Below are 20,875 nucleotides of genomic sequence, written 5' to 3'. Positions count from 1 at the left end.
GTTAGCTGTTCACCCGGCCGAGGTACTCACCGGAGCGCGTGTCGACCTTGATCTTCTCGCCGGTCGTGATGAAGAGCGGGACACCGATCTCGTAACCGGTCTCCAGCTTGGCGGGCTTGGAGCCACCGGTGGAGCGGTCGCCCTGCACACCGGGGTCGGTGTGCTCGATGACCAGCTCGACGGCGGCGGGCAGCTCGACGTAGAGGGCGTTGCCCTCGTACATCGCCACCGTGGCCTCGAAGCCCTCCAGGAGGAAGTTCGCGGCGTCGCCGACGACCTCGCGGCTGATGTGGATCTGGTCGTAGGTGCCCATGTCCATGAAGACGAAGTACTCGCCGTCCATGTACGAGAACTGCATGTCGCGGCGGTCGACGCTGGCCGTCTCGACCTTCACGCCGGCGTTGAAGGTCTTGTCGACGACCTTGCCGGAGAGCACGTTCTTCAGCTTGGTACGCACAAAGGCCGGGCCCTTGCCAGGCTTGACGTGCTGGAACTCGACGACGGACCAGAGCTGGCCAGAGTCGAGCTTGAGCACCATGCCGTTCTTGAGGTCGTTCGTGGAAGCCACGGTTGCGGAATCTCCTGGACTGAAGCTGGGTGGGACCACGGGTGCGCGCCGCCGACGCGGCCGGCAGAGCCTGCCGGATCGCTAGAGCGCGAGCAGTTCCTTGGTCGTGATGGTGAGTAGCTCGGGTCCGCCGTCCGCCTCGGGGCGGACGACGAGCGTGTCATCGATCCGGACGCCGCCCCGGCCCGGGAGGTGGACCCCCGGTTCGACGGTGACCGGCACACAAGCGTCCAGTTTACCCATGGCAGCGGGTGCCAACTGCGGGTCCTCGTCGATTTCGAGCCCCACACCGTGTCCGGTACGGGCCGCGAGCCCCTCGCCGTACCCCGCCGACTCCAGCGGCTGACGGGCCGCGCGGTCCACGTCGCGGTAGGCCGTACCGGGTGTCAGAGCCTCCCGACCTGCCCGTTGTGCCGCGAAGACCAGGTCGTACAGCTCGATCTGCCAGTCGGCGGGCGACGTTCCGATGACGAACGTGCGGCCGATCTCGCAACGGTATCCGTGGTAGTTGGCGCCGAGGCGAACGGAGAGGAAATCTCCCTCCTCGACCCTGCGGTCCGAGGGCCGGTGGCCCGCGCGGCCCGCGTTCGGCCCGGTGGCGACCGAGGTGCGGAAGGCCGGTCCGTCGGCGCCGTGGTCGACCAGCCGCCGCTCCAGCTCCAGCGCGAGATGGCGTTCGGTGCGGCCGACGAGGATCGATTCGAGCAGTTCGCCCAGTGCCTGGTCGGAGATCTCGGCGGCGATCCGCAGCTGGGCGATCTCCCCCTCGTCCTTGACGGTGCGTTCCTGTTCGACGGCGCAGCCGAGATCGGCGAGGAGCAGCCGGGGTGCCACCGAGCCGATGGCGCGGTGGCGGGCGACGGTCAGATGGTGCTCCTCGACGGCGAGCGTCCGGGCGGTGGACGCGTCGAGGAGGTCGGCCGCGGCAACGGCCGGATCGCCCGCGGCGGTGGGCAGCATGCTCAGCCGCAGCCGTTCGTCGGGGCGGCTGTCGGCGGGGGCGCCGCTGGGGGTACGGGGGCAGAGGAGTACGTCCCGCTGGTCGGCAACGCCCAGCAGCAGAACGGCGCCCGGTGGTGCGCCGCCCGCGAGATAGCGGACGTTGGCCGGCAGGGACACCAGGGCGGCATCGCTGCCGGCCGCGGCGCACCGGTCGCGCAGCCGACCGCGACGGACCGCATACACCTCTGACATGTATCGAGCCTATGAGCGCGGGCCCGGCTCGGCGCGGCCGACGCGTCCGACCGGGGCGGGCCGGAGCCCGCGCGGACGGGCCCCTTACGGTGGCGCGAAGGGGGTCCGGCGGCCGTGCTACCAGGCCGGCGGGCTGGCGATCGACCGGGCGAGTACGTCGTCGAGCACCCGGGCCGTCGTCTCGACGTCGTACTTGGAGTTGTCGATGATCGGCAGCCCGGAGCCGTACCAGCCGGCCATCCGGCCGTGGATGCCCGCCACTTCCTCGTCCGAGAGCCGGCGGTTGCCGCTGCGCTCCGCGTTCCGCTCCAGCACGATCTCCAGGCCGGGCAGCAGGACCACGGGCAGCAGTCCGGGGCCGACATGGCGCTTCCAGCCGCCGAGCCCGACGACCGGGCGGTCGGGGAAGACCGCGTCGTCGAGGATGCAGGAGATGCCGTTGGCCAGGAAGTTACGGGCGGCGAAGCCGCAGGTGCGGCGGGCGAGGCGGTACTGGGCCTCGGAGTGCTCGTTCCACCCCGACTGCGGGTCGGCGAAGCCTGAGCAGACCCATTCGCGTACGTCGTCGAGGCTGATGTGGGCGGTGGGAACCTGCCGGCGGGCCGCCCAGTGCCGGGCGACGGTCGTCTTGCCCGCGCCGGCGGGGCCGATCAGCAGGACGGCGAGTGTGGCAGCGCCCGTACCGCTGTCGGCGGGATGCGGCACGGGTATGGGAACCGGCCCGCCCGGCGGCAGCTGGATGTGCCCGGTCGAGTCCGGCGCCGGGGGGCCCTGCGGGGGCACGGGCGCCTGCTGGTGCCCCGGCGGGATGCGCTGGGGCCCGGAGGGCCTGCCGGACGGCGGGGGCCCCTGAGGCGGCTGTGGTGCGCCGTGCGGGTGAGGCGCGCCGTGCTGCCGGGGGCCGCCGGGCACGGGCGGGGGCCCGTACGGCGCCGCGCCCGGTACGGGTGGTTGCCCGTGGGGCGCGGGAGGGCCGGCCGGGGGGCCGGAGTGGGGTGCGCCGTGCGGTGGCGGGCCGTGGGGCGGGGAGCCGTGCGCCCACGCGCCCGCGCCCTGTCCGCCCGCTCCGTGCGCCGAACCGTGGGGAGGCGGCGGCGGAGCCCCCATCGCGTACTGCATCCGGTGCCACTCCGTCTCGTACGTCTGACGCTGATCGGTCGGCCGCCGGGCCGACTTGCTTTCGAACGGTACCGTTCCCGGCCGCTTCCGTGGGTAACGTCAGAGACCGGCCCCGAGTGCCCGGCCGACCGCCCGGCTTTCGCGTCAGCCGTCCAGTTCCTCGGCGAGGGCACGCAGTGCCAGTCGGTACGAGCCGATGCCGAACCCCGCGATCGTGCCGGTGGCGACCGCCGCGACGACCGATGTGTGGCGGAATTCCTCGCGTGTGTACGGGTTCGAGATGTGCACCTCGATCAGCGGCGCGGTGCGCTGCGCGGCGGCGTCCCGCATTCCGTACGAATAGTGGGTGAAAGCCCCGGGGTTGAGCACCACCGGGAGCGATCCGTCGGCCGCCTCGTGCAGCCAGCGGATCAGCTCGCCCTCGTCGTTCGTCTCGCGCACGTCGACCGCGAGGCCCAGCTCCTTGCCCGTCGACTGGCAGGTCTCCACAAGTCCGGCGTACGAGACGGAGCCGTAGACGTCCGGCTCCCGGGAACCGAGACGGCCCAGATTGGGGCCGTTGAGCACCAGGACCCGACGGCTCACTCGGACACCTCCCCGTACGCGGCGAGCAGCACCGCCGGGTCGGGTCCCTCCAGCACGGTCGGCTTGGCCAGACCGTCGAGGACGATGAAACGCAGCAGGTCACCTCGGGACTTCTTGTCGACCTTCATCGTCTCCAGAAGCTTGGGCCACTGGTCGCCGCGGTAGGTCAGCGGCAGTCCGACGGACTTCAGGACGGCGCTGTGCCGTTCGGCGGTGGCGTCGTCGAGCCGGCCCGCGAGGCGGCCCAGTTCGGCGGCGAAGACCATGCCGATGGAGACGGCAGCGCCGTGCCGCCATTTGTAGCGTTCGTTCTTCTCGATGGCGTGGGCGAGCGTGTGGCCGTAGTTGAGGATCTCGCGTACGCCGGACTCCTTGAGGTCGTTGGACACGACCTCGGCCTTGACCCGGATGGAGCGCTCGATCAGCTCGGCGGTGTGCGGCCCCGCGGGCGACCGCGCCCCCTCGGGGTCGGCCTCCACGAGATCGAGAATGGCCGGATCGGCGATGAATCCCGCCTTGATGATCTCGGCCATGCCGCTCACGTAGTCGTGCACCGGCAGCGACTCCAGCGCCGCGAGGTCGCAGAGCACCCCGGCGGGCGGGTGGAAGGCGCCCACGAGGTTCTTGCCCTCGGCGGTGTTGATGCCGGTCTTGCCGCCGATCGCCGCGTCGACCATGCCGAGGACGGTGGTCGGTACGGCGATCCAGCGCACCCCGCGCAGCCAGGTCGCGGCGACGAAGCCCGCGACATCGGTGGTGGCGCCGCCGCCGACGCCGACGATGACATCGCTGCGGGTGAAGCCGGTCTGGCCGAGGGCCTTCCAGCAGTAGGCGGCGACCTCGACGGTCTTGGCCTCCTCGGCGTTCGGCAGCTGGATGGCGACCGCCTCGTACCCCTGGTCCGCCAGGTCCTGACGGAGGGTCTCACCCGTCTCGGCGAGCGATTCCGGGTGCAGTACGGCGACACGCTTGGCCTGGGGGCCGATGAGCGCTGGCAGTTCGCCCAGCAACCGCCGGCCGACCAGCACCTCGTACGGGTCGTGGCCGGTGCCGCCGACCTGGATACGGGTGACCGGCTGGTCCTGATCCGTCGTCATGCCTGGTTCTCCTTGCCGGGAGCAGTGCCGGGGGCCTCGCCGGGCGCCTCGGTGGGGATGGCGGACGGATCGGCGCCGGGGATGGCCGCCGCGCCCAGGTCCAGCGCCTCGATGACGGCCTCGGCGACCTCTTCGGGTGCCCGCTCGTCGGTCGGGACGACCGCGCGCGCGACCTCCGTGTAGAGGGAGCGGCGCTCCTCCATCAGCAGCTTCCACTGCTGGCGGGGGTTGATGGCGAGCAGCGGGCGGGCCAGCCCCAGACCGGTGCGCCGGACCGCCTCGTTCGCCTCCATGGAGAGATAGACGACGGGCAGGCCCGCGAGCAGCTCACGGGTGTCCTTGTCGAGAACCGCTCCGCCGCCGAGCGCGAGGACCCCGCCGTGTTCGGCGAGCGCGGTCCGTACGGCGTCCCGCTCCAGATCGCGGAAGTGCCGCTCGCCCTCGTCGAAGAAGATGTCCGAGATCTCCCGGCCCTCGGCGGCGACGATGTCCGCGTCGGTGTCCCGGTAGTCGGTGTCCAGGCGTTCGGCGAGCAGCGCGCCGACGGTGGTCTTGCCGACCCCCATCGGGCCGACCAGGACGATCCGCGGGCCACTCATCGGATCACCAGGTTCCGCAGGTACGACTCGACGTTGCGCCGGGTCTCGGGGACGCTGTCACCGCCGAACTTCTCGGCCACGGCGTCGGCGAGGGTCAGCGCGACCATGGCCTCGGCGACGATGCCCGCCGCGGGCACCGCGCAGACGTCGGAACGCTGGTGGTGCGCCTTGGCGGCCTCGCCGGTGGCGACGTCCACGGTGGCCAGTGCGCGGGGCACGGTCGCGATGGGCTTCATCGCGGCCCGTACGCGCAGCAGTTCGCCCGTCGACAGTCCGCCTTCGGTACCGCCGGAGCGGCCCGAGGCGCGCCTGATGCCCTCGTCGGTGACCATGATCTCGTCGTGCGCCCGGGAGCCGGGGACCCGGGCGAGGCCGAAGCCGTCGCCGACCTCGACGCCCTTGATGGCCTGAATGCCCATGAGGGCGGCGGCGAGCCGGGCGTCGAGCCTGCGGTCCCAGTGGACGTGCGAGCCGAGGCCGACGGGCACGCCGTACGCCAGCACCTCGACCACGCCGCCGAGGGTGTCACCGTCCTTGTGGGCCTGGTCGATCTCGGCGACCATCGCCTCGCTCGCCTCGGGGTCCAGACAGCGGACCGGGTCGGCGTCGAGCCGCTCGACGTCGCCGGGGGTCGGGTACACGCCGTACGGGGCCTTGGCGGTGGCCAGTTCGACGACATGGGACACGATCTCGATCCCGGCCGTCTCCCTCAGATACGACCGGGCGACCGCGCCGAGCGCGACCCGGGCCGCCGTCTCGCGGGCGCTGGCCCGCTCCAGGATCGGCCGGGCCTCGGACGCCCCGTACTTCTGCATGCCCGCGAGATCGGCGTGGCCGGGGCGCGGGCGGGTCAGGGGCTCGTTACGGGCGAGCCCTGCCAGCACCTCGGGGTCGACCGGGTCGGCCGCCATGACCTGTTCCCACTTGGGCCATTCGGTGTTGCCGACCATGATCGCGACTGGCGATCCCATGGTCAGGCCGTGCCGTACGCCGCCGAGGAAGGTGACCTCGTCCCGCTCGAACTTCATCCGCGCGCCGCGCCCGTAGCCCAGGCGCCGCCTGGCGAGGTGATCACCCACGATCTCCGTGGTGATCGGCACACCCGCGGGAAGGCCCTCCAGCGTCGCGACGAGTGCGGGTCCGTGCGACTCCCCCGCTGTCAGCCAGCGCAACCTGCTCAACGGTGCTCCTCGGTGAATCTCGACATCTTCGACGGTACGACTGCGGTACGCATCCTCGGGTCCCGATCCTGCCATGACCGGCCGCCCACTCCGTGACTCCGTCCAGCCTGCGGATACGGGCGCGGCGGCCCCGGCCGTCAGGCTTGGTGGGCCCGCAGTGCCTGTTCGCCGGCCTCGCGCATCACGGTGAGCGGCGCGGGCGAGCGGCCGGTCATCAGCTCGACCTGGAGGACGGCCTGGTGCACGAGGAGGTCGAGACCGCCGACCACGGCGCCGCCCCGGGCGGACCAGGCGGCGGCGAGCGCGGTGGGCCAGGGGTCGTACAGCACGTCGAAGAGGGTGCCGGGGTGGTCGGGAACGCTCCCCGCCAGGGTGTCGGTGGCGCCCGCGGGGGTCGTCGCGATCACCAGCGGAGCGCCGAACGCCCCGGCGGCTTCCGCCCAGTCGGCGGTACGGACGTCGACGCCCAGCCTTGTCCCCCAGCCGCGCATCTCGGCGGCGCGGTCCTGGCTGCGTACATAGGCGGTGACCGGGCCCCGGCAGATGCGGGAGAGCGCGGCGAGCGCGGACGACGCGGTCGCTCCGGCGCCGAGGACGGCGGCCGACTCCACGGCGGTGACACCGCGTTCGCGCAGGGCGGCGAGTATGCCGGGGATGTCGGTGTTCTCGCCCGTGCGCCGGCCGGCGCCGTCGATGACGACGGTGTTGACGGCCTCGACGGACGACGCCGTCTCGCTGACCCGGTCGAGCAGCGGGATGACGGCGCGCTTGAGCGGCATGGTCAGGGAGAGCCCGGCCCAGGACGGATCGAGGCCGGTCAGGAAGGCGGGGAGTCGCGCCTCGGTGATCTCGAAGCGGTCGTACGACCAGTGGGTCAGGCCCAGTGCCGCGTACGCCGCCCGGTGCAGTACCGGGGAGAGGGAGTGAGCGATGGGCGAGCCGAGGACGGCCGCCCTGCGTTCGATGGTGCTGTCGGTGGTGCTAGTCGTTCGCATTCTTCCGTGTCTCGTTGAACTTGTCGACGAGCTTCTGGTGCTCGGCCAGGGTCTTGGTGAATTCGGTGGTCTTGCCGTCGATGGAGATGAAGTACATCCAGGCGCCCGAGTCCGGTGCCTTGGTGGCGTTCAGCGCGTCGGCGCCCGGATTTCCGATCGGACCCGGCGGCAGACCCTTGTAGAAGTACGTGTTGTACGGGTCGTCGTGATTCCTGATCTCCGATGTGGAGATGTCGATCTCGCTCTCGTTCTTCAAGTAATTGAAGGTGGAGTCGAATTCGAGCTTCTGGTTGGTGTCGGTGTTCGTCGGCTTGAGCCGGTTGTAGACGACCGCCGCCATCTTCTTGAAGTCGTCGTGCGTGATGCCTTCGGCCTGTACGAGGCTGGCGACGGTGACGACGTCGAGCGGTGAGTCCAGACCGAGGTCCGCGGCCGATTTCTCCAGGTCGTACTTCTTGTACTCCTGGTTGGACCGCGCGACCATCTGCTTGAGGATGTCCTCCGGCTTGGTCTTCTCGCCGATGTCGTAACGCGCGGGGTAGAGGAACCCTTCGAGCGGGTCTTTTATGTTCTTGTTGTCGTCGGCCCAGTCGGGCAGGCCGAGTTTGCCGGCCTGCGCCTTGGCGACATCGGCGGTGGTACCGGGGTCGAGCTTGAGCTTCGTGTCGATGAACTCGTACACCTGGACCGCACGTGTGCCCTCGCCGATGGTCAGCGAGTTCAGATTGGCCGGATTGGCCATCAGCTCGACGGCGGCCTTGGCCGACATCTCCTTCTTCATCGGATAGACGCCGGGCTGAATGGCCTTGCCCTTGGGATGCGCGCCCGCCGCGTCGACGAATGCCGCGGCGCTTTTCACCACCCCGCTCTCCTTGAGCAGGCTGCCCATTTCGGTGAGGCCGGCGCCCTGTGGGATCTCGACCTGGACGGAGCCGGTGCCCGCGCCCGCGAAGTCGGCGGGTGGACCGAAGCGTTCCTGCCAGAACTGGTAGGCGTAGTAGCCGCCGCCGGCCGTGCCCGCGACGAGGACGAGGGAGGCCACGAGGCAGGCTCCGCCGCCGCGGCGCTTCTTCTTCGACTGACCCCGGCGGTCACGTCCGCCACCGCCGCGCCGGCCGTCGCCCTCGTCGTCGTACTCCCGGTCGTCCGCGTCGTCGTACCGGTCGTCGTCACGGTCACGGCGCCGGTCGTCGTCACGGTCCTCGCCGGTGAAGAACGGGTGCGTCTCCTCGGGCTGCGGGCCGTCCCAGTCGTTCTCGGGCTCGGGCTGCGGCGGAGGCGGGGGCGGGGCCGCCGCCTGCTGGGCCGCGTAGGCGGCGCCCGGGTTGTCGCCGTAGGGCATGGCCGTCTGCTGGCCGGTGTCCCAACCGCCGCCGTACTGGGGGTCGTTGGGCTGCTGTCCGGCGTACTGCTGCTGGTTGTACTGCGGCTCGGCGTACTGCTGTTGCTGTTGCTGCTGCGGGTACTGGGGCTGGTGCTGAGGGTGTTGCTGGGGTTGATACTGCTGCTGCGCGTACTGCTGCTGTCCGGTGACCCAGCCACCGCTGTCGTACTGGGGGTTGTACTGCTGCTGCGGATGGGGCTGCTGTTGCCCGGGCTGCTGCGCGTACTGCTGCTGTCCGGTGACCCAGCCGCCACCGTCGTACTGAGGGTCGTACTGCTGCTGCGGATGGGGCGCTTGAGTCTGAGGTTGAGCGTCGTAAGGAGTACGGCCGTCGGCGGCCTGCTGCGCTCCCCACCCCTGGTCCCCGTACAAGGGGTCCTCGGGGTGCCACGGTTCAGGGCCTCGACCCCGTCCATAGTCAGTCATCGATCCCCTAGAGCCGCGAGGCGACCGGTGCCGGGCGCGGATGGCCCGGTGTCCGTATCGCCTCTCTCTGTGCGGCAGTTGTTCGAATCCCCGCCGCATCGCGCGGAACGTTACCGTATCGCGATCAGGCGGCCTTCATTCGCGCAGACGGATAACCGCAAGTATGTTCCGGTATTGCCCGATCAGCGTTTCAGGTCTGAACCCGCACGCCCTCACCAGGCGGCGCTCCCGACGCTCTCTCGGACTCCAGCGCGTTCTGCAGGATGATGACGGCCGCCACCTGGTCGATGACGGACCGGCCCTTCTTGGACTTCACACCCGAGGCACGCAGTCCCTGGCCGGCGGTCACCGTGGTCATTCTCTCATCCACGAGCCGCACGGAAACCGGCGCGATCCGACGCGCGACCTCCTCCGCGAACGCCCGCACCTTGACCGCCGCCGGGCCCTCGCCGCCGCTGAGCGAGCGCGGCAGACCGACGACGACCTCGATCGGCTCGTACTCCTCCACCAGTTGCGCGAGCCGCCGGTGGGCGGCCGGGACATCACGTCCCGGCACGGTCTCCACCGGCGTAGCGAGGAGCCCGTCGGGGTCGCACGAGGCGACCCCGATCCGGGCGTCCCCGACATCGACGGCCAGTCTCCGGCCCCGGCGCGCGAGCGCGGTCACGCCGCCACGTCCCCGGTCATGGGCTCAGGCCGTCCCCTCGACAAGGCGCTCCACCGCGGCCACGGCGTCGCCGATGGCCCCGGGGTTCTGACCGCCGCCCTGGGCGACGTCCGGCTTGCCGCCGCCTCCGCCTCCGAGGGTCTTGGCGGCGGCGCGGACCAGCTCGCCGGCCTTCAGCCCGCGCTCACGGGCCGCCTCGTTGGTGGCGATGACCGTCAGCGGACGCCCGCCCACCGTCGTGAACAGCGCGACGACCGCCGGGCGGCCACCAGTGATCCGGCCGCGTACGTCGAGCACCAGCCTGCGCAGGTCGTCGGCCGACGTACCGTCCGGCACCTGGCCGGTGACCAGGGCCGTACCCCGTACGTCCCTGGCGCCCTCGACCAGTCCGGCGGCGGCGGCCAGCACCTTCTCCGCGCGGAACTTCTCGATCTCCTTCTCGGCGTCCCTCAGCTTGGCGAGCATGCCGGCGATCTTCTCCGGCAGTTCCTCGGAGCGGCCCTTGACCAGCTCCTGGAGCTGGGCGACGACCGTGTGCTCCCTGGCGAGGAAGTTGTAGGCGTCCACGCCCACCAGCGCCTCGATCCGGCGCACGCCGGAGCCGATCGAGGACTCGCCGAGCAGCTTCACCAGGCCCAGCTGGGAGGTGTTGCGCACATGCGTGCCGCCGCACAGTTCCTTGGAGAAGTCGCCGATGGTGACGACGCGGACCCGCTCGCCGTACTTCTCGCCGAACTCGGCGATGGCGCCCTGCTTCTTGGCCTCGTCGATCGACATCACCTCGGCCTGGACGTCGAGTTCACGCCCGAGCACCTCGTTGATCTTCTGCTCGACGTCGGTGAGGACCGTGCCCGGTACGGCGGCCGGCGAGCCGAAGTCGAAGCGGAAGCGCCCCGGGGAGTTCTCGGAGCCGGCCTGGGCGGCCGTCGGGCCGAGGGCGTCACGCAGCGCCTGGTGCGTCAGATGGGTGGCGCTGTGGGCGCGGGCGATGGCACGCCGGCGCCGGGTGTCGATGGCGGCGAACGCGGCGGAGCCCACGGTGACTTCACCGACCTGCACGGACCCCTTGTGCACGGAGACGCCGGGGACCGGCTGCTGGACGTCGCGGACCTGGATGACCGCGCCGGTGTCGAGGCGGATACGCCCCTGGTCGGCGAGCTGGCCGCCGCCCTCGGCGTAGAACGGGGTGCGGTCCAGTACGACCTCGACCTCGTCGCCCTCGGTGGCGGCGGGCGACGGCACACCGTCCACCAGCAGGCCGACGATCCGCGACTCGCCCTCGGTGCTGCCGTATCCGGTGAACTCGGTGGTGCCGGAGGTGTCGGCGACCTCGCGGTAGGACGAGAGGTCGGCGTGGCCGGTCTTCTTCGACCTGGCGTCGGCCTTGGCCCGGTCCCGCTGCTCCTTCATGAGCCGGCGGAAGCCGTCCTCGTCCACGGAGAGGCCCTGTTCGGCGGCCATCTCCAGGGTGAGGTCGATCGGGAAGCCCCAGGTGTCGTGGAGCAGGAACGCCTTGTCGCCGGCCAGGACCGAGCCGCCGGCCGCCTTGGTGTCGGTGACGGCGGTGTCGAGGATGTTGGTGCCGCCCTTGATGGCCTTCAGGAAGGCGGCTTCCTCGGCGAGGGCGACGGTCTCGATGCGCTTGCGGTCGGTGATCAGCTCGGGGTACTGCTGGCCCATCGACCGGATGACCACGTCGATCAGGTCGGCGACGACCGGTCCGGTGGCGCCGAGGAGCCGCATGTTGCGCACGGCGCGGCGCAGGATGCGGCGCAGGACGTAGCCGCGGCCCTCGTTGCCGGGGGTGACGCCGTCGCCGATGAGCATCACGGAGGTGCGCATGTGGTCGGTGACGACGCGCAGGGAGACGTCCGAGGCGGCGTCGGCGCCGTAACGGACGCCGGTCAGTTCGGTCGCCTTGTCGATGACGGCCATCGACGTGTCGATCTCGAACATGTTGGGGACGTCCTGGAGGACCATGGCGAGGCGTTCGAGGCCGAGACCGGTGTCGATGTTCTTGGACGGCAGCTCGCCGAGGATCTCGAAGTCCTCCTTGCCCTCGCCGGCGCCGCGCTCGTACTGCATGAAGACCAGGTTCCAGATCTCCACGTAGCGCTCGTCGTTGACGGCGGGGCCGCCCTCCTCGCCGAACTCCGGGCCGCGGTCGTAGAAGATCTCCGAGCAGGGACCGCAGGGGCCGGGCACGCCCATGGACCAGTAGTTGTCCTTCTTGCCCAGACGCTGGATCCGCTCGGCGGGGAAGCCGACCTTGTCCGTCCAGATGCCGGCGGCCTCGTCGTCGTCCAGATAGACCGTGACCCACAGTCTCTCGGGGTCGAGCCCGTACCCGCCGTCGGCCACGGGGGTGGTCAGCAGCTCCCAGGCCAGCGGGATGGCGCCTTCTTTGAAGTAGTCGCCGAAGGAGAAGTTGCCGCACATCTGGAAGAACGTGCCGTGCCGGGTGGTCTTGCCGACCTCTTCGATGTCCGGCGTGCGGACGCACTTCTGGACGCTGGTCAGCCGCGGGGCGGGAGCCTTGACCTCGCCCAGGAAGTACGGCTTGAAGGGGACCATGCCCGCGGGGACCAGGAGCAGAGTCGGGTCGTCCGCGATGAGCGACGCCGAAGGGACGGCGGTGTGCCCGCGCCCCTCGAAGAAGCTCAGCCAGCGGCGGCGGATTTCGGCCGACTCCATCAGTGGTCCTCATTCCGGTTGTGCGGTGTACGCGAGTTGAGTCTGTCGCTGTGGTCGTGGCGGTTGTGCGCGTGGTCGTCGGACCGGTGTTCGACGCGGCCCTCGACTGCCAGGCGCCGCTGGGCGGGGAGTTCGGGGTCCGCGGGGGCGTCCAGCCCCAGCACCTCGCCCAGTTCGGACTCGCGCTGGGCCATGCCCGCCCGGACGTCGAGCGCGAACTCCCTGAGCCGGTGCCCGGCGTCGACGGCCTTGTCGGCCGCCTGTGCGGCGAGACTCTCGGGCGTCAGCCGGCGGAGCTTGCTGTGGACCTTGGTGGTGGCCCACACACCGGCCGCCGCGCCCGCGGTGAACCAGAACGTACGGCGGAACATCGCTGCCTCAGCCCTTCTGCTTCCTGCTGCGTCGGGCGGCCGGAACGGTCCTGCCCACGATGACCGTGCGTCGGCCGCGCGCGGCCGGTACCGGTGCCTCGCGCTCGGCGGGCGCCGGCTCGGCCGGGGTCCTGCGGCCCATCGCCCGCCGCACTCCGTAGCCGAAGGCCGCGACCTTCACCAGGGGGCCGCCGAAGGTCGACGCGACGGTGGTGGAGAGCGCCGAGGCGTTGGAGGTGACCTCCTGGACGTCCGTGGCGATGGCGTCGACCCGGTCGAGCTGGGTCTGCGCCGCCCGTACGGTCGCCGACGCGTCCGCGAGCAGCGGTACGGCCTGGTCGGTCACGTCCGCGACGAGTTTGGTGGTCGCCTTGAGCGTCTGCGCCAGCCTCACGAGCACCACGGCGAGGAGGGTGACCAGAACCGCCCAGAAGACGGCCACCAGGATCCCGGCAACCTCTCCACCGGTCACGCTGCACCGCTCTCTGCGTTGGGGGTCGCTCGCGTCGTACCGGATCCGAACGGCCCGGCCGACCCGAGAAAGGTCTTCCCTCGACCCTATCGCGCCCGGAGTGACTCCCCGTACCGCTTTACGGCGGTCGCGGACCCTACCTCATCGGGCGGGGCGGGGAGGGGGAGTTGCCGCAGTGGATTGTACGCAGTGCGGTCGCGCGAGTACTGTGCGTGTCTCATGCGACCTGTCCCCGGCAATCTCCCCGCGGAGCTGAACCGGTTCGTGGGCCGTGCCGACGAACTGGCCGAGCTGGCACGTCTGCTCGCCGGGATCCGGCTGGTCACCCTGGTGGGTGTGGGCGGTGTCGGCAAGACCCGGCTGGCCCTGCACGCGGCCCGGAGCCTGCGGCCCGAGGCTCTGGAGAAACGCTACTGCGACGGGGTCTGGCTCGCCGAACTCTCCGCGATCCGCGACCCCGGCCTGCTCGACCACGCGCTCCTCGACGCGCTGCGCATCACCGACCACAGCGGCCGGCCGACCCGGGAGGTGCTGCGCACCCATCTCGCCGACCGCCGCCTGCTGTTGGTGCTCGACGGCTTCGAGCAGCTGGTCGAGCCCTGCGCGGAGCTCGTACGGGATCTGCTGCGTCACTGCCCCGGCCTCCAGGTGCTCGCCGCCGGCCGCCGGCCGCTCCGGCTGGCCGGTGAACGGACCGTCCCCCTCGCCCCGATGTCGGACACCGACGCGCGGCTGCTCTTCACCGACCGGGCCGCCGACATGGCGCCCGGCAGCCGCCTTCTCGGTGAACACCACCACGCGGTACGGGAGTTGTGCCGCCGGCTCGACGGCATCCCGCTCGCCCTCGAACTGGCCGCCGCCCGGCTGCGCGCCCTGTCCGTCGAGCAGATCCTGCGGCGGGTGGACGACCGCTTCCAGCTGCTCACCGGGGGTTCACACGGCGAACTGCCGCGCCACCGCACGCTCCGTACCGCGATCGGCTGGAGCCACGAACTGTGCACTCCGGCCGAACGACTGCTGTGGGCGCGGCTGTCCGTCTTCGCCGGGCCCTTCGACCTGGAGGCGGTCGAGTACGTGTGCGCGGGCCCCGAGTTGCCGGCGGAGAGTGTCCTCGACGTCCTCGACGCGCTGATCTCCCAGTCCGTGGTCGCCCCCGAGCAGACACCGGCCGGGCCGCGCTACCGGATGCTGGACACGGTGCGCGCGTACGGCGCCCAGTGGCTGGACACCCTGGGGGACACCGGCCGGATGCGCCGCAGACACCGGGACTGGTACGTGGGGCTGGCGACCTGGTGCGAACTGGACTGGTTCGGCCCCCGGCAGGCGGAGATCGCCGCCTGCGCCGACAGCGCGCTGCCCAATCTGCGGGCGGCCATCGAACTCTGCCTGGAGACGTCGGGCGAGGTCCATCTGGGGCAGTATCTGGCGGGCACGCTCTGGTTCTACTGGGCGGGCTGCGGCCGGCTCACCGAAGGGCGGCACTGGCTGGAGCGGGTCCTCGCACCGGCCGACGGCCCGGACGGCTCCCGGCGGGAGGAGGCCCCGCACCACGGTCCGCACCCCGGGACGCGGCACAGCGGGTCACGGCTCAAGGCCCTCTGGGTGCTGGGCCATGTCACGGTCCTCCAGGGCGACAACCCGGCCGCGGTGGCGGCTCTGTACGAGTGCCGGGGAGAAGCCGCGCGTACAGGGAACGCACTGGCGCACACGTACGCCGAACACCGGCTGGGCTGCCTCGCGCTCCTCTCCGGCGACATGCCGCGCGCCGAACGGCTGCTGCGCGCCGCGCTCGGCGCCTACCACGAGCTGGGCGAGCTCAACAGCAATGTGCTGATGGGCCAGGCGGAGCTGGCCCTCGCCCTGGTCTTCCAGGGCGACCTGGACGGGGCCGTGGCGCTCTGCGCCGACGTACGGGACATCTGCGAGGACAGCGGCGAACGCTGGACGAGGTCCTACGCCCTGTACGTCCACGCGTACGCGGCCTGGACGCGCGGCCGGCTCGGCGAGGCGCGCGCCCTGCTGGCCGAGTCCGTCACCATCCACCACACCTTCAACGACCTGGTCGGGCTGGTGCTCGCGATGGAGCTGATGGCGCTGGTGACCGCGGGCGAAGGGGATCCGGCCGAGGCCGCGGTGCTCCAGGGCGCGGCGACCCGGCTCTGGCGGTCGGTCGGGGCGCCCCTGTTCGGCTCGCCCACCTTCGGGGCGCCGCGCGAGCAGTGCGAGCGCCGGGCGAGGGACCTGCTGGGGCCCGAGCTCTACGGCGCGCATGTCGCGGAGGGGCACGCCCTTCCTCCGGCGGTGGCCGTCGAACGCGCGCTGGCCGGGCCGCGCGAGGCCGGGCTGCTGCCCCGTCAGCTCTCCGGCGGGCACAGGGCGGTGCCGGACCGGAACGCCGACCGGGAAACCGGGCGCGAGGAGGGCCGGGAGGCAGGCCGCGACGCGGGCGGCGATCCGGGCCGGGAAACGCGAGAGCCCGCCGGCTCCCCCGGCCAGATCGGCGGGGAAGCGGCGGGCTGAAAGCGCGTACTACACCTGGATCAGCTGGTGATCAGCGGGCGTAGTACTCGACGACGAGCTGCTCGTCGCAGATGACCGGGATTTCCTTGCGCAGCGGATCGCGGTCCAGACGGAACGCCAGCGCCTTCAGGTTGACCTGGATGTAGCGCGGGGTCTCGCCGTCCGTGTCGTAGCCACCCTCGCGCGCGACCTGGAAGGGAACCTTCTCGCGGCTGCGCTCGCGGACCATCACGACGTCGTCGGGACGGACGCGGAACGACGGCTTGTCGACCTTGCCGCCGTTGACCTCGATGTGGCCGTGGACGACCATCTGACGGGCCTGGTAGATGGTGCGGGCGATGCCCGAACGCAGGACCAGGGCGTCGAGACGACGCTCCAGCTCGACGACCAGGGCCTCGCCGGTCTTGCCGCCGGCCTTGCGGGCGCGGTCGTAGGCGCGGGCCATCTGGCGCTCGCTGATGTCGTACTGAGCACGCAGACGCTGCTTCTCCAGCAGACGGACCTTGTAGTCACTGTTCTGCTTGCGGCCGCGGCCGTGCTCGCCCGGCGGGTAGGGACGGGCCTCGAAGTACTTCACGGCCTTCGGCGTCAGCGCGATACCGAGCGCGCGTGACTTCTTGACCTTGGGACGCGACTGGTTAGGCACGTTCTCCAGACCTCCGTTGTAGGTTAGGTTAGGCTCACCTTACTCAAAGGAGATCGCATGTCTCGTCGCCCTGGGAACACCACGCGCATCACAGACAGTCTCGACGCGCAGGGCATCGATACGACGGAGGTCCGATCAGCTCATGGTCAGCCGCGTCCCAGCGGGCTTGAAATCGCCCGGATGCCGTCAGCAGCCGAGCGCACACGAACTCTCGTACAGAGTACATGCTCAAGCGTGCTGCTCATCCCGGGCCTGGACGCCCTGCGGCCCGACCAGTTGATGCCCGACGCGCGGGCCGTGGACAGCGACGGTGACCTGCTGCTGGCCTTCGCGGCGGACTCCCCCGTCGTCCGGGCGGCGACGCACGCGCAGGCCGACGAGCTGGCCGCGGTGCTGGAGATGACCGATGTCGCCCCGGTCTCCGTGCCCCACCGTATCCGGGGCCGCGCGTGGGTCTCCGGCTGGCTGACGCGTATAGCGGGCGCCGCCGGGCCCGGCCGGACGACACTGCGGCTGGAGGTCGGCGAGGCGTACGTGGACGACCTGTGGGGCGCCGAGCCGGTGGAGGCGGACGAGTTCGCCGCCGCCGTGGCGGACCCGCTGTCGGAGCACGAGGCCGAACTGCTCCAGCATCTGCACGCCGCGCACAGCGCCGAGGTGCGGACGCTGCGCTCGCTGCTCGGCGGGCGGACCGGCGGCGGGACGGCGGCCGTACCGGTCGGCGTGGACCGCTTCGGGCTCCGGGTCCGCTTCACCGGCGTCAACTGCTTCGACGCCCGCTTCGACTTCCCCGAGCCGGTACGCGACGTTGCCGAGCTGCGCCGCGCCATGCACGCGCTCTTCGAGGCCGCGAGCAGCTGAGCCGTACCGGCCTCCGGTCGATGGGTGTCAGTTCGACGGGGCGTCGCCGCGCAGGCGTTCGCGGACCTTCTCGACCACGTCCGCGTAGCGCGCCTCCGCGCCGTACCGCGTCGGTTCGTAGTACCGCCGGTCCCGCACCTCGTCCGGGAGGTACTGCTGCGCGGCGATACCGCCGGGCACATCGTGCGGATAGACGTACCCCTGCGCGTGGCCGAGCTTGGCAGCCCCCTTGTAGTGACCGTCGCGCAGATGCGGCGGTACGGGACCGGCCAGCCCTTTCTTCACGTCCTCAAGCGCGGCGGAGATCGCGACCGTCGCCGCGTTCGACTTCGGGGCCAGCGCCAGCGCGATGGTGGCGTGGCTGAGGGTGAGCGCTGCCTCCGGGAAGCCGATCATCGCCACGGCCTGCGCCGCGGCGACGGCCGTGGGCAGAGCGGTCGTGTCGGCGAGGCCGATGTCCTCGCTGGCCGAGATCATCAGCCGGCGGGCGATGAACCGGGGGTCCTCGCCCGCCTCGATCATGCGCGCCAGATAGTGCAGCGCCGCGTCCACGTCGGAGCCGCGGATCGATTTGATGAGGGCGCTCGCCACGTCGTAGTGCTGGTCGCCGTCGCGGTCGTACTTCACGGCGGCGCGGTCGACGGTCTCCTCGACCGTGGCGAGGCTGATCTCCTTCTCGCCCTTGGAGATCGCGGCACCGGCCGCCGCCTCCAGAGCGGTCAGGACCCGCCGGGCGTCTCCCCCGGCGATCCGCAGCAGATGCGCCTCGGAGTCGTCGGGCAGGGAGACCGCGCCGCCGAGCCCGCGCTCCTCGGTGAGCGCGCGCCGCAGCAGGGCGCGCAGGTCGTCGTCGGTGAGCGGCTCCAGCGTCAGCAAGAGGGACCGCGAGAGCAGCGGGGAGATGATCGAGAAGTACGGATTCTCGGTGGTGGCCGCGATGAGCGTGACCCAGCGGTTCTCCACGGCGGGCAGCAGGGAGTCCTGCTGGGCCTTGCTGAAGCGGTGGATCTCGTCCAGGAAGAGGACGGTCTCCTTGCCGTAGCCGCCGGAGGCGCGCCGGGCGCCGTCGATGACGGCGCGGACCTCCTTGACACCGGCGGTGATCGCGGAGAGTTCGACGAAGCGCGCGTCGGTGGCCTTGGAGACGACATAGGCGAGCGTCGTCTTGCCGGTGCCGGGCGGGCCCCAGAGGAGCACCGACGAGGGGCCTGCCGGTCCCCTCCCCTGAGCGGCCTGTTCGACCAGGCGCCGCATCGGGGAGCCGGGCTTCAGCAGATGCCGCTGGCCGACCACCTCGTCCAGGACGCGCGGGCGCATCCGGACGGCCAGCGGGCTGCTGGACGGGTCCTTCTCCTGGCGGTCTTCGGCTGCTGCGGTAAAGAGGTCGGGCTCCACACCTCAGAGCCTATGCCAGCCCACTGACAGGACGACCGGCGCGATCAGTACGGCCCGCGAACCCGGCGGGCGGGTCAGCTGGTCCAGAAGTCCCACCAGCGGGTCAGGATCAGCATCCCGATGATCCCGGTCCAGAGCACCGGAAGCACCCAGTGGAACTCCCCCAGCCCGCTGCGCAGCCACCGCGGCGCCGGCAGGATCCGGTGCGTGACGTTGTACGTCGTGACGTACGAGAACATCACGATCGTCGCCACCCACGCGAGACAGCACCAGAGGCAGAGGGAGCCGATGCTGTACAGCGACTGGTACTGCAGCCACGTACAGAAGCCGACACCGAAGAGCATCCCCGCGTTCAGCCCCAGCCAGAACCACCGCCGGTAGCGTGCCCCCGCCAGCAGCCCCGCCCCCACACACACCACGACCCCGTACGCCACCAGCCCCAGCATCGGATTCGGGAACCCGAACACCGACGCCTGCTCGCTCTTCATGATGTTCCCGCACGACACCACCGGATTCAGACTGCACCCCGGCGTGAAACCCGGATCCTCCAGCAGCCTGAACTTGTCGATCGTGATCACCCACGACGCCAGCACACCCGCCGCACCCGACACCACCAACAACCACGCCAGCACCCGCCCCGCACCGAAAACCCCCGGGGCGTCACGCTCCGCGCGGTCGGCCGACACGTCGTCCAGCGCCGTACTCGTCATATCGCCGTTCCCTCACTCGTGGTCCGCCGCTGCGGAGGGTCCGGTCAATTCTGCCGCACCCGTCCTCATGTCCACCGTTCGATGGACATAAGGACGTACGCACGGCCGCCCCCGTGTCAGACGAGTCTCGCGGTCAGGTCGGCCACCAGGCCGTCGAGCGGTACGGGCTTCTGCTCGCCGCTCTCCATGTCCTTGACCTGCGCCACACCCTCGGCGAGATCGCGCTCACCGGCGACGATCGTGAACCGGGCGCCCGAGCGGTTGGCGTTCTTCATCGCGCCCTTGAGTCCCTTGCCGCCGTAGCTGAAGTCGGCGGCGACCCCGGCCCTGCGCAGCTCGGTGACCACGCCGAACAGCAGCCGGCGCGCCTCCTCGCCGAGCGGCACCGCGAACACGCTGGTGGCGGGCGGCAGTTGGAGCGTGATGCCCTCGGCCTCCAGCGCCAGCACCGTACGGTCCACGCCCAGCGCCCAGCCGACGGACGGCAGCGCGGGGCCGCCGATCATCTCCGAGAGCCCGTCGTAGCGTCCGCCGCCGCCCACCGCGGACTGCGCGCCGAGACCGTCGTGGACGAACTCGAAGGTCGTGCGGGTGTAGTAGTCGAGACCCCGTACGAGCCGCTCGTCGTCCTCGTACGCGACACCCGCCGCGGTCAGCAGGTCGCGCACCTGCGCGTGGTACTCCCGGCAGGCGTCGCACAGATAGTCGCGCAGCTTGGGGGCGTCGGTGAGCTGGCTCTGTACGGCCGGGCGCTTGTCGTCGAGGACCCGCAGTGGGTTGATCTCGATACGCCGCCGTGTGTCCTCGTCCAGGTCGAGATCCCGCAGGAAGGTCTGCAACGCCTCGCGGTAGACGGGGCGGCACTCCTTGTCGCCCAGGGAGTTCAGCAGGATGCGGAAGCCGGTGAGCCCGAGCGAGCGGTACGCCTGGTCGGCGAGGATGATCAGCTCGGCGTCGAGCGCGGGGTCCTCGGCGCCGATGGCCTCGGCACCGACCTGCGAGAAGTGGCGGTAACGGCCCTTCTGGGGGCGCTCGTAGCGGTAGTACGAGCCGGAGTACCAGAGCTTGACGGGGAGGTTGCCGGCCTTGTGCAGATTCGCCTCCAGTGCGGCCCGCAGCACGGAGGCCGTGCCCTCGGGGCGCAGCGCCAGCTCGGAGCCGCCCTTGGTGGTGAGGGTGTACATCTCCTTGGTGACGATGTCGGTGGACTCGCCGACGCCGCGGGCGAAGAGTTCGACGTCCTCGAAGCCGGGCGTCTCGATGTAGCCGTAACCGGAGTTCTTCAGCGGTGCGGAGATCGCCTCGCGCACCGCGAGGAACACGGCGGAGTCCGGCGGAAGCAGGTCGTAGGTGCCCTTGGGGGCCTGAAAGGTGTTCATGGAATTCGCTGC

19 protein-coding genes are annotated in these 20,875 nt (G+C 71.1%); 2 read left to right on the top strand and 17 right to left on the bottom strand.

Annotation, left to right across the window (positions count from 1 at the left end):
• Position 1: 1 nt before the first annotated feature.
• From efp to OIE74_RS32180, 13 genes are all read right to left on the bottom strand, one after another.
• Complete coding sequence (efp, locus tag OIE74_RS32240) at positions 2-568, bottom strand: elongation factor P (RefSeq protein WP_023542976.1); 567 nt, start codon at positions 566-568, stop codon at positions 2-4.
• An 81-nt stretch (positions 569-649) separates the two neighbouring features.
• Positions 650-1,762 carry an aminopeptidase P family protein gene (locus OIE74_RS32235; protein ID WP_329389939.1) on the bottom strand — a complete coding sequence of 371 codons (1,113 nt, stop codon included), beginning with the start codon at positions 1,760-1,762 and terminating at the stop codon, positions 650-652.
• 117 nt (positions 1,763-1,879) lie between these two features.
• Positions 1,880-2,881 (bottom strand): AAA family ATPase, encoded by a 1,002-nt coding sequence (locus tag OIE74_RS32230; RefSeq protein WP_329389937.1) that lies wholly within the window; start codon positions 2,879-2,881, stop codon positions 1,880-1,882.
• Between the two features lie 144 nt (positions 2,882-3,025).
• Positions 3,026-3,466: a type II 3-dehydroquinate dehydratase gene (gene aroQ, locus OIE74_RS32225; RefSeq protein ID WP_329389935.1), complete on the bottom strand. Its 441-nt coding sequence runs from the start codon at positions 3,464-3,466 to the stop codon at positions 3,026-3,028.
• Positions 3,463-4,563, bottom strand: a complete 1,101-nt coding sequence (aroB, locus tag OIE74_RS32220) for a 3-dehydroquinate synthase (protein WP_329389933.1) — start codon at positions 4,561-4,563, stop codon at positions 3,463-3,465. Before aroB ends, aroQ begins: the two co-directional genes overlap by 4 nt.
• Entirely contained in the window at positions 4,560-5,162 is a 603-nt protein-coding gene (locus OIE74_RS32215; protein ID WP_329389931.1) for a shikimate kinase, read from the bottom strand. The genes aroB and OIE74_RS32215 overlap by 4 nt, the downstream gene beginning before the upstream one ends.
• On the bottom strand, positions 5,159-6,343 hold the full coding sequence (aroC, locus tag OIE74_RS32210) for a chorismate synthase (RefSeq protein ID WP_329389929.1): 1,185 nt from the start codon (positions 6,341-6,343) through the stop codon (positions 5,159-5,161). Before aroC ends, OIE74_RS32215 begins: the two co-directional genes overlap by 4 nt.
• Positions 6,344-6,480: 137 nt before the next feature.
• Positions 6,481-7,338, bottom strand: a complete 858-nt coding sequence (locus OIE74_RS32205) for a shikimate dehydrogenase (protein ID WP_329389927.1) — start codon at positions 7,336-7,338, stop codon at positions 6,481-6,483.
• Positions 7,325-9,148 (bottom strand): endolytic transglycosylase MltG, encoded by a 1,824-nt coding sequence (gene mltG, locus OIE74_RS32200; RefSeq protein WP_329389925.1) that lies wholly within the window; start codon positions 9,146-9,148, stop codon positions 7,325-7,327. The genes OIE74_RS32205 and mltG overlap by 14 nt, the downstream gene beginning before the upstream one ends.
• Positions 9,149-9,338: 190 nt before the next feature.
• Entirely contained in the window at positions 9,339-9,815 is a 477-nt protein-coding gene (gene ruvX / locus OIE74_RS32195) for a Holliday junction resolvase RuvX (protein ID WP_329389923.1), read from the bottom strand.
• Positions 9,816-9,839: 24 nt separating this feature from the next.
• Positions 9,840-12,509 carry an alanine--tRNA ligase gene (gene alaS / locus OIE74_RS32190; RefSeq protein ID WP_329389921.1) on the bottom strand — a complete coding sequence of 890 codons (2,670 nt, stop codon included), beginning with the start codon at positions 12,507-12,509 and terminating at the stop codon, positions 9,840-9,842.
• Positions 12,509-12,880 carry a DUF6167 family protein gene (locus OIE74_RS32185; protein WP_329389918.1) on the bottom strand — a complete coding sequence of 124 codons (372 nt, stop codon included), beginning with the start codon at positions 12,878-12,880 and terminating at the stop codon, positions 12,509-12,511. Before OIE74_RS32185 ends, alaS begins: the two co-directional genes overlap by 1 nt.
• A gap of 7 nt (positions 12,881-12,887) precedes the next feature.
• On the bottom strand, positions 12,888-13,352 hold the full coding sequence (locus OIE74_RS32180) for a DUF948 domain-containing protein (protein ID WP_329389917.1): 465 nt from the start codon (positions 13,350-13,352) through the stop codon (positions 12,888-12,890).
• A 219-nt stretch (positions 13,353-13,571) separates the two neighbouring features.
• Here OIE74_RS32180 and OIE74_RS32175 point away from each other — a divergent pair, with 219 nt between their 5' ends.
• The gene (locus OIE74_RS32175) at positions 13,572-15,872 is read left to right on the top strand and encodes an ATP-binding protein (RefSeq protein WP_329389914.1); all 2,301 of its coding nucleotides are present in this window, start codon (positions 13,572-13,574) and stop codon (positions 15,870-15,872) included.
• 31 nt (positions 15,873-15,903) lie between these two features.
• On the opposite strand, the gene rpsD is transcribed toward OIE74_RS32175, so the two are convergent.
• The gene (gene rpsD / locus OIE74_RS32170) at positions 15,904-16,518 is read right to left on the bottom strand and encodes a 30S ribosomal protein S4 (RefSeq protein WP_329389912.1); all 615 of its coding nucleotides are present in this window, start codon (positions 16,516-16,518) and stop codon (positions 15,904-15,906) included.
• A gap of 180 nt (positions 16,519-16,698) precedes the next feature.
• On the opposite strand from rpsD, the gene OIE74_RS32165 reads away from it, so the two are divergent.
• Positions 16,699-17,379 carry a DUF2470 domain-containing protein gene (locus OIE74_RS32165; protein ID WP_329389910.1) on the top strand — a complete coding sequence of 227 codons (681 nt, stop codon included), beginning with the start codon at positions 16,699-16,701 and terminating at the stop codon, positions 17,377-17,379.
• Between the two features lie 27 nt (positions 17,380-17,406).
• Here the strand turns inward: OIE74_RS32165 and OIE74_RS32160 are convergent, their stop codons facing one another.
• The 3 genes from OIE74_RS32160 to hisS form a co-directional block, all read right to left on the bottom strand.
• Positions 17,407-18,774: a replication-associated recombination protein A gene (locus OIE74_RS32160; RefSeq protein WP_329389908.1), complete on the bottom strand. Its 1,368-nt coding sequence runs from the start codon at positions 18,772-18,774 to the stop codon at positions 17,407-17,409.
• Between the two features lie 74 nt (positions 18,775-18,848).
• Positions 18,849-19,484: a vitamin K epoxide reductase family protein gene (locus tag OIE74_RS32155; protein ID WP_329389906.1), complete on the bottom strand. Its 636-nt coding sequence runs from the start codon at positions 19,482-19,484 to the stop codon at positions 18,849-18,851.
• Positions 19,485-19,600: 116 nt separating this feature from the next.
• Positions 19,601-20,863: a histidine--tRNA ligase gene (gene hisS / locus OIE74_RS32150; protein WP_329389904.1), complete on the bottom strand. Its 1,263-nt coding sequence runs from the start codon at positions 20,861-20,863 to the stop codon at positions 19,601-19,603.
• Positions 20,864-20,875: the final 12 nt, after the last annotated feature.

It is taken from the genome of Streptomyces sp. NBC_01716 (genome assembly GCF_036248275.1).
Taxonomy (GTDB): domain Bacteria; phylum Actinomycetota; class Actinomycetes; order Streptomycetales; family Streptomycetaceae; genus Streptomyces.
This window is presented reverse-complemented; position numbering and strand designations above follow the sequence as displayed.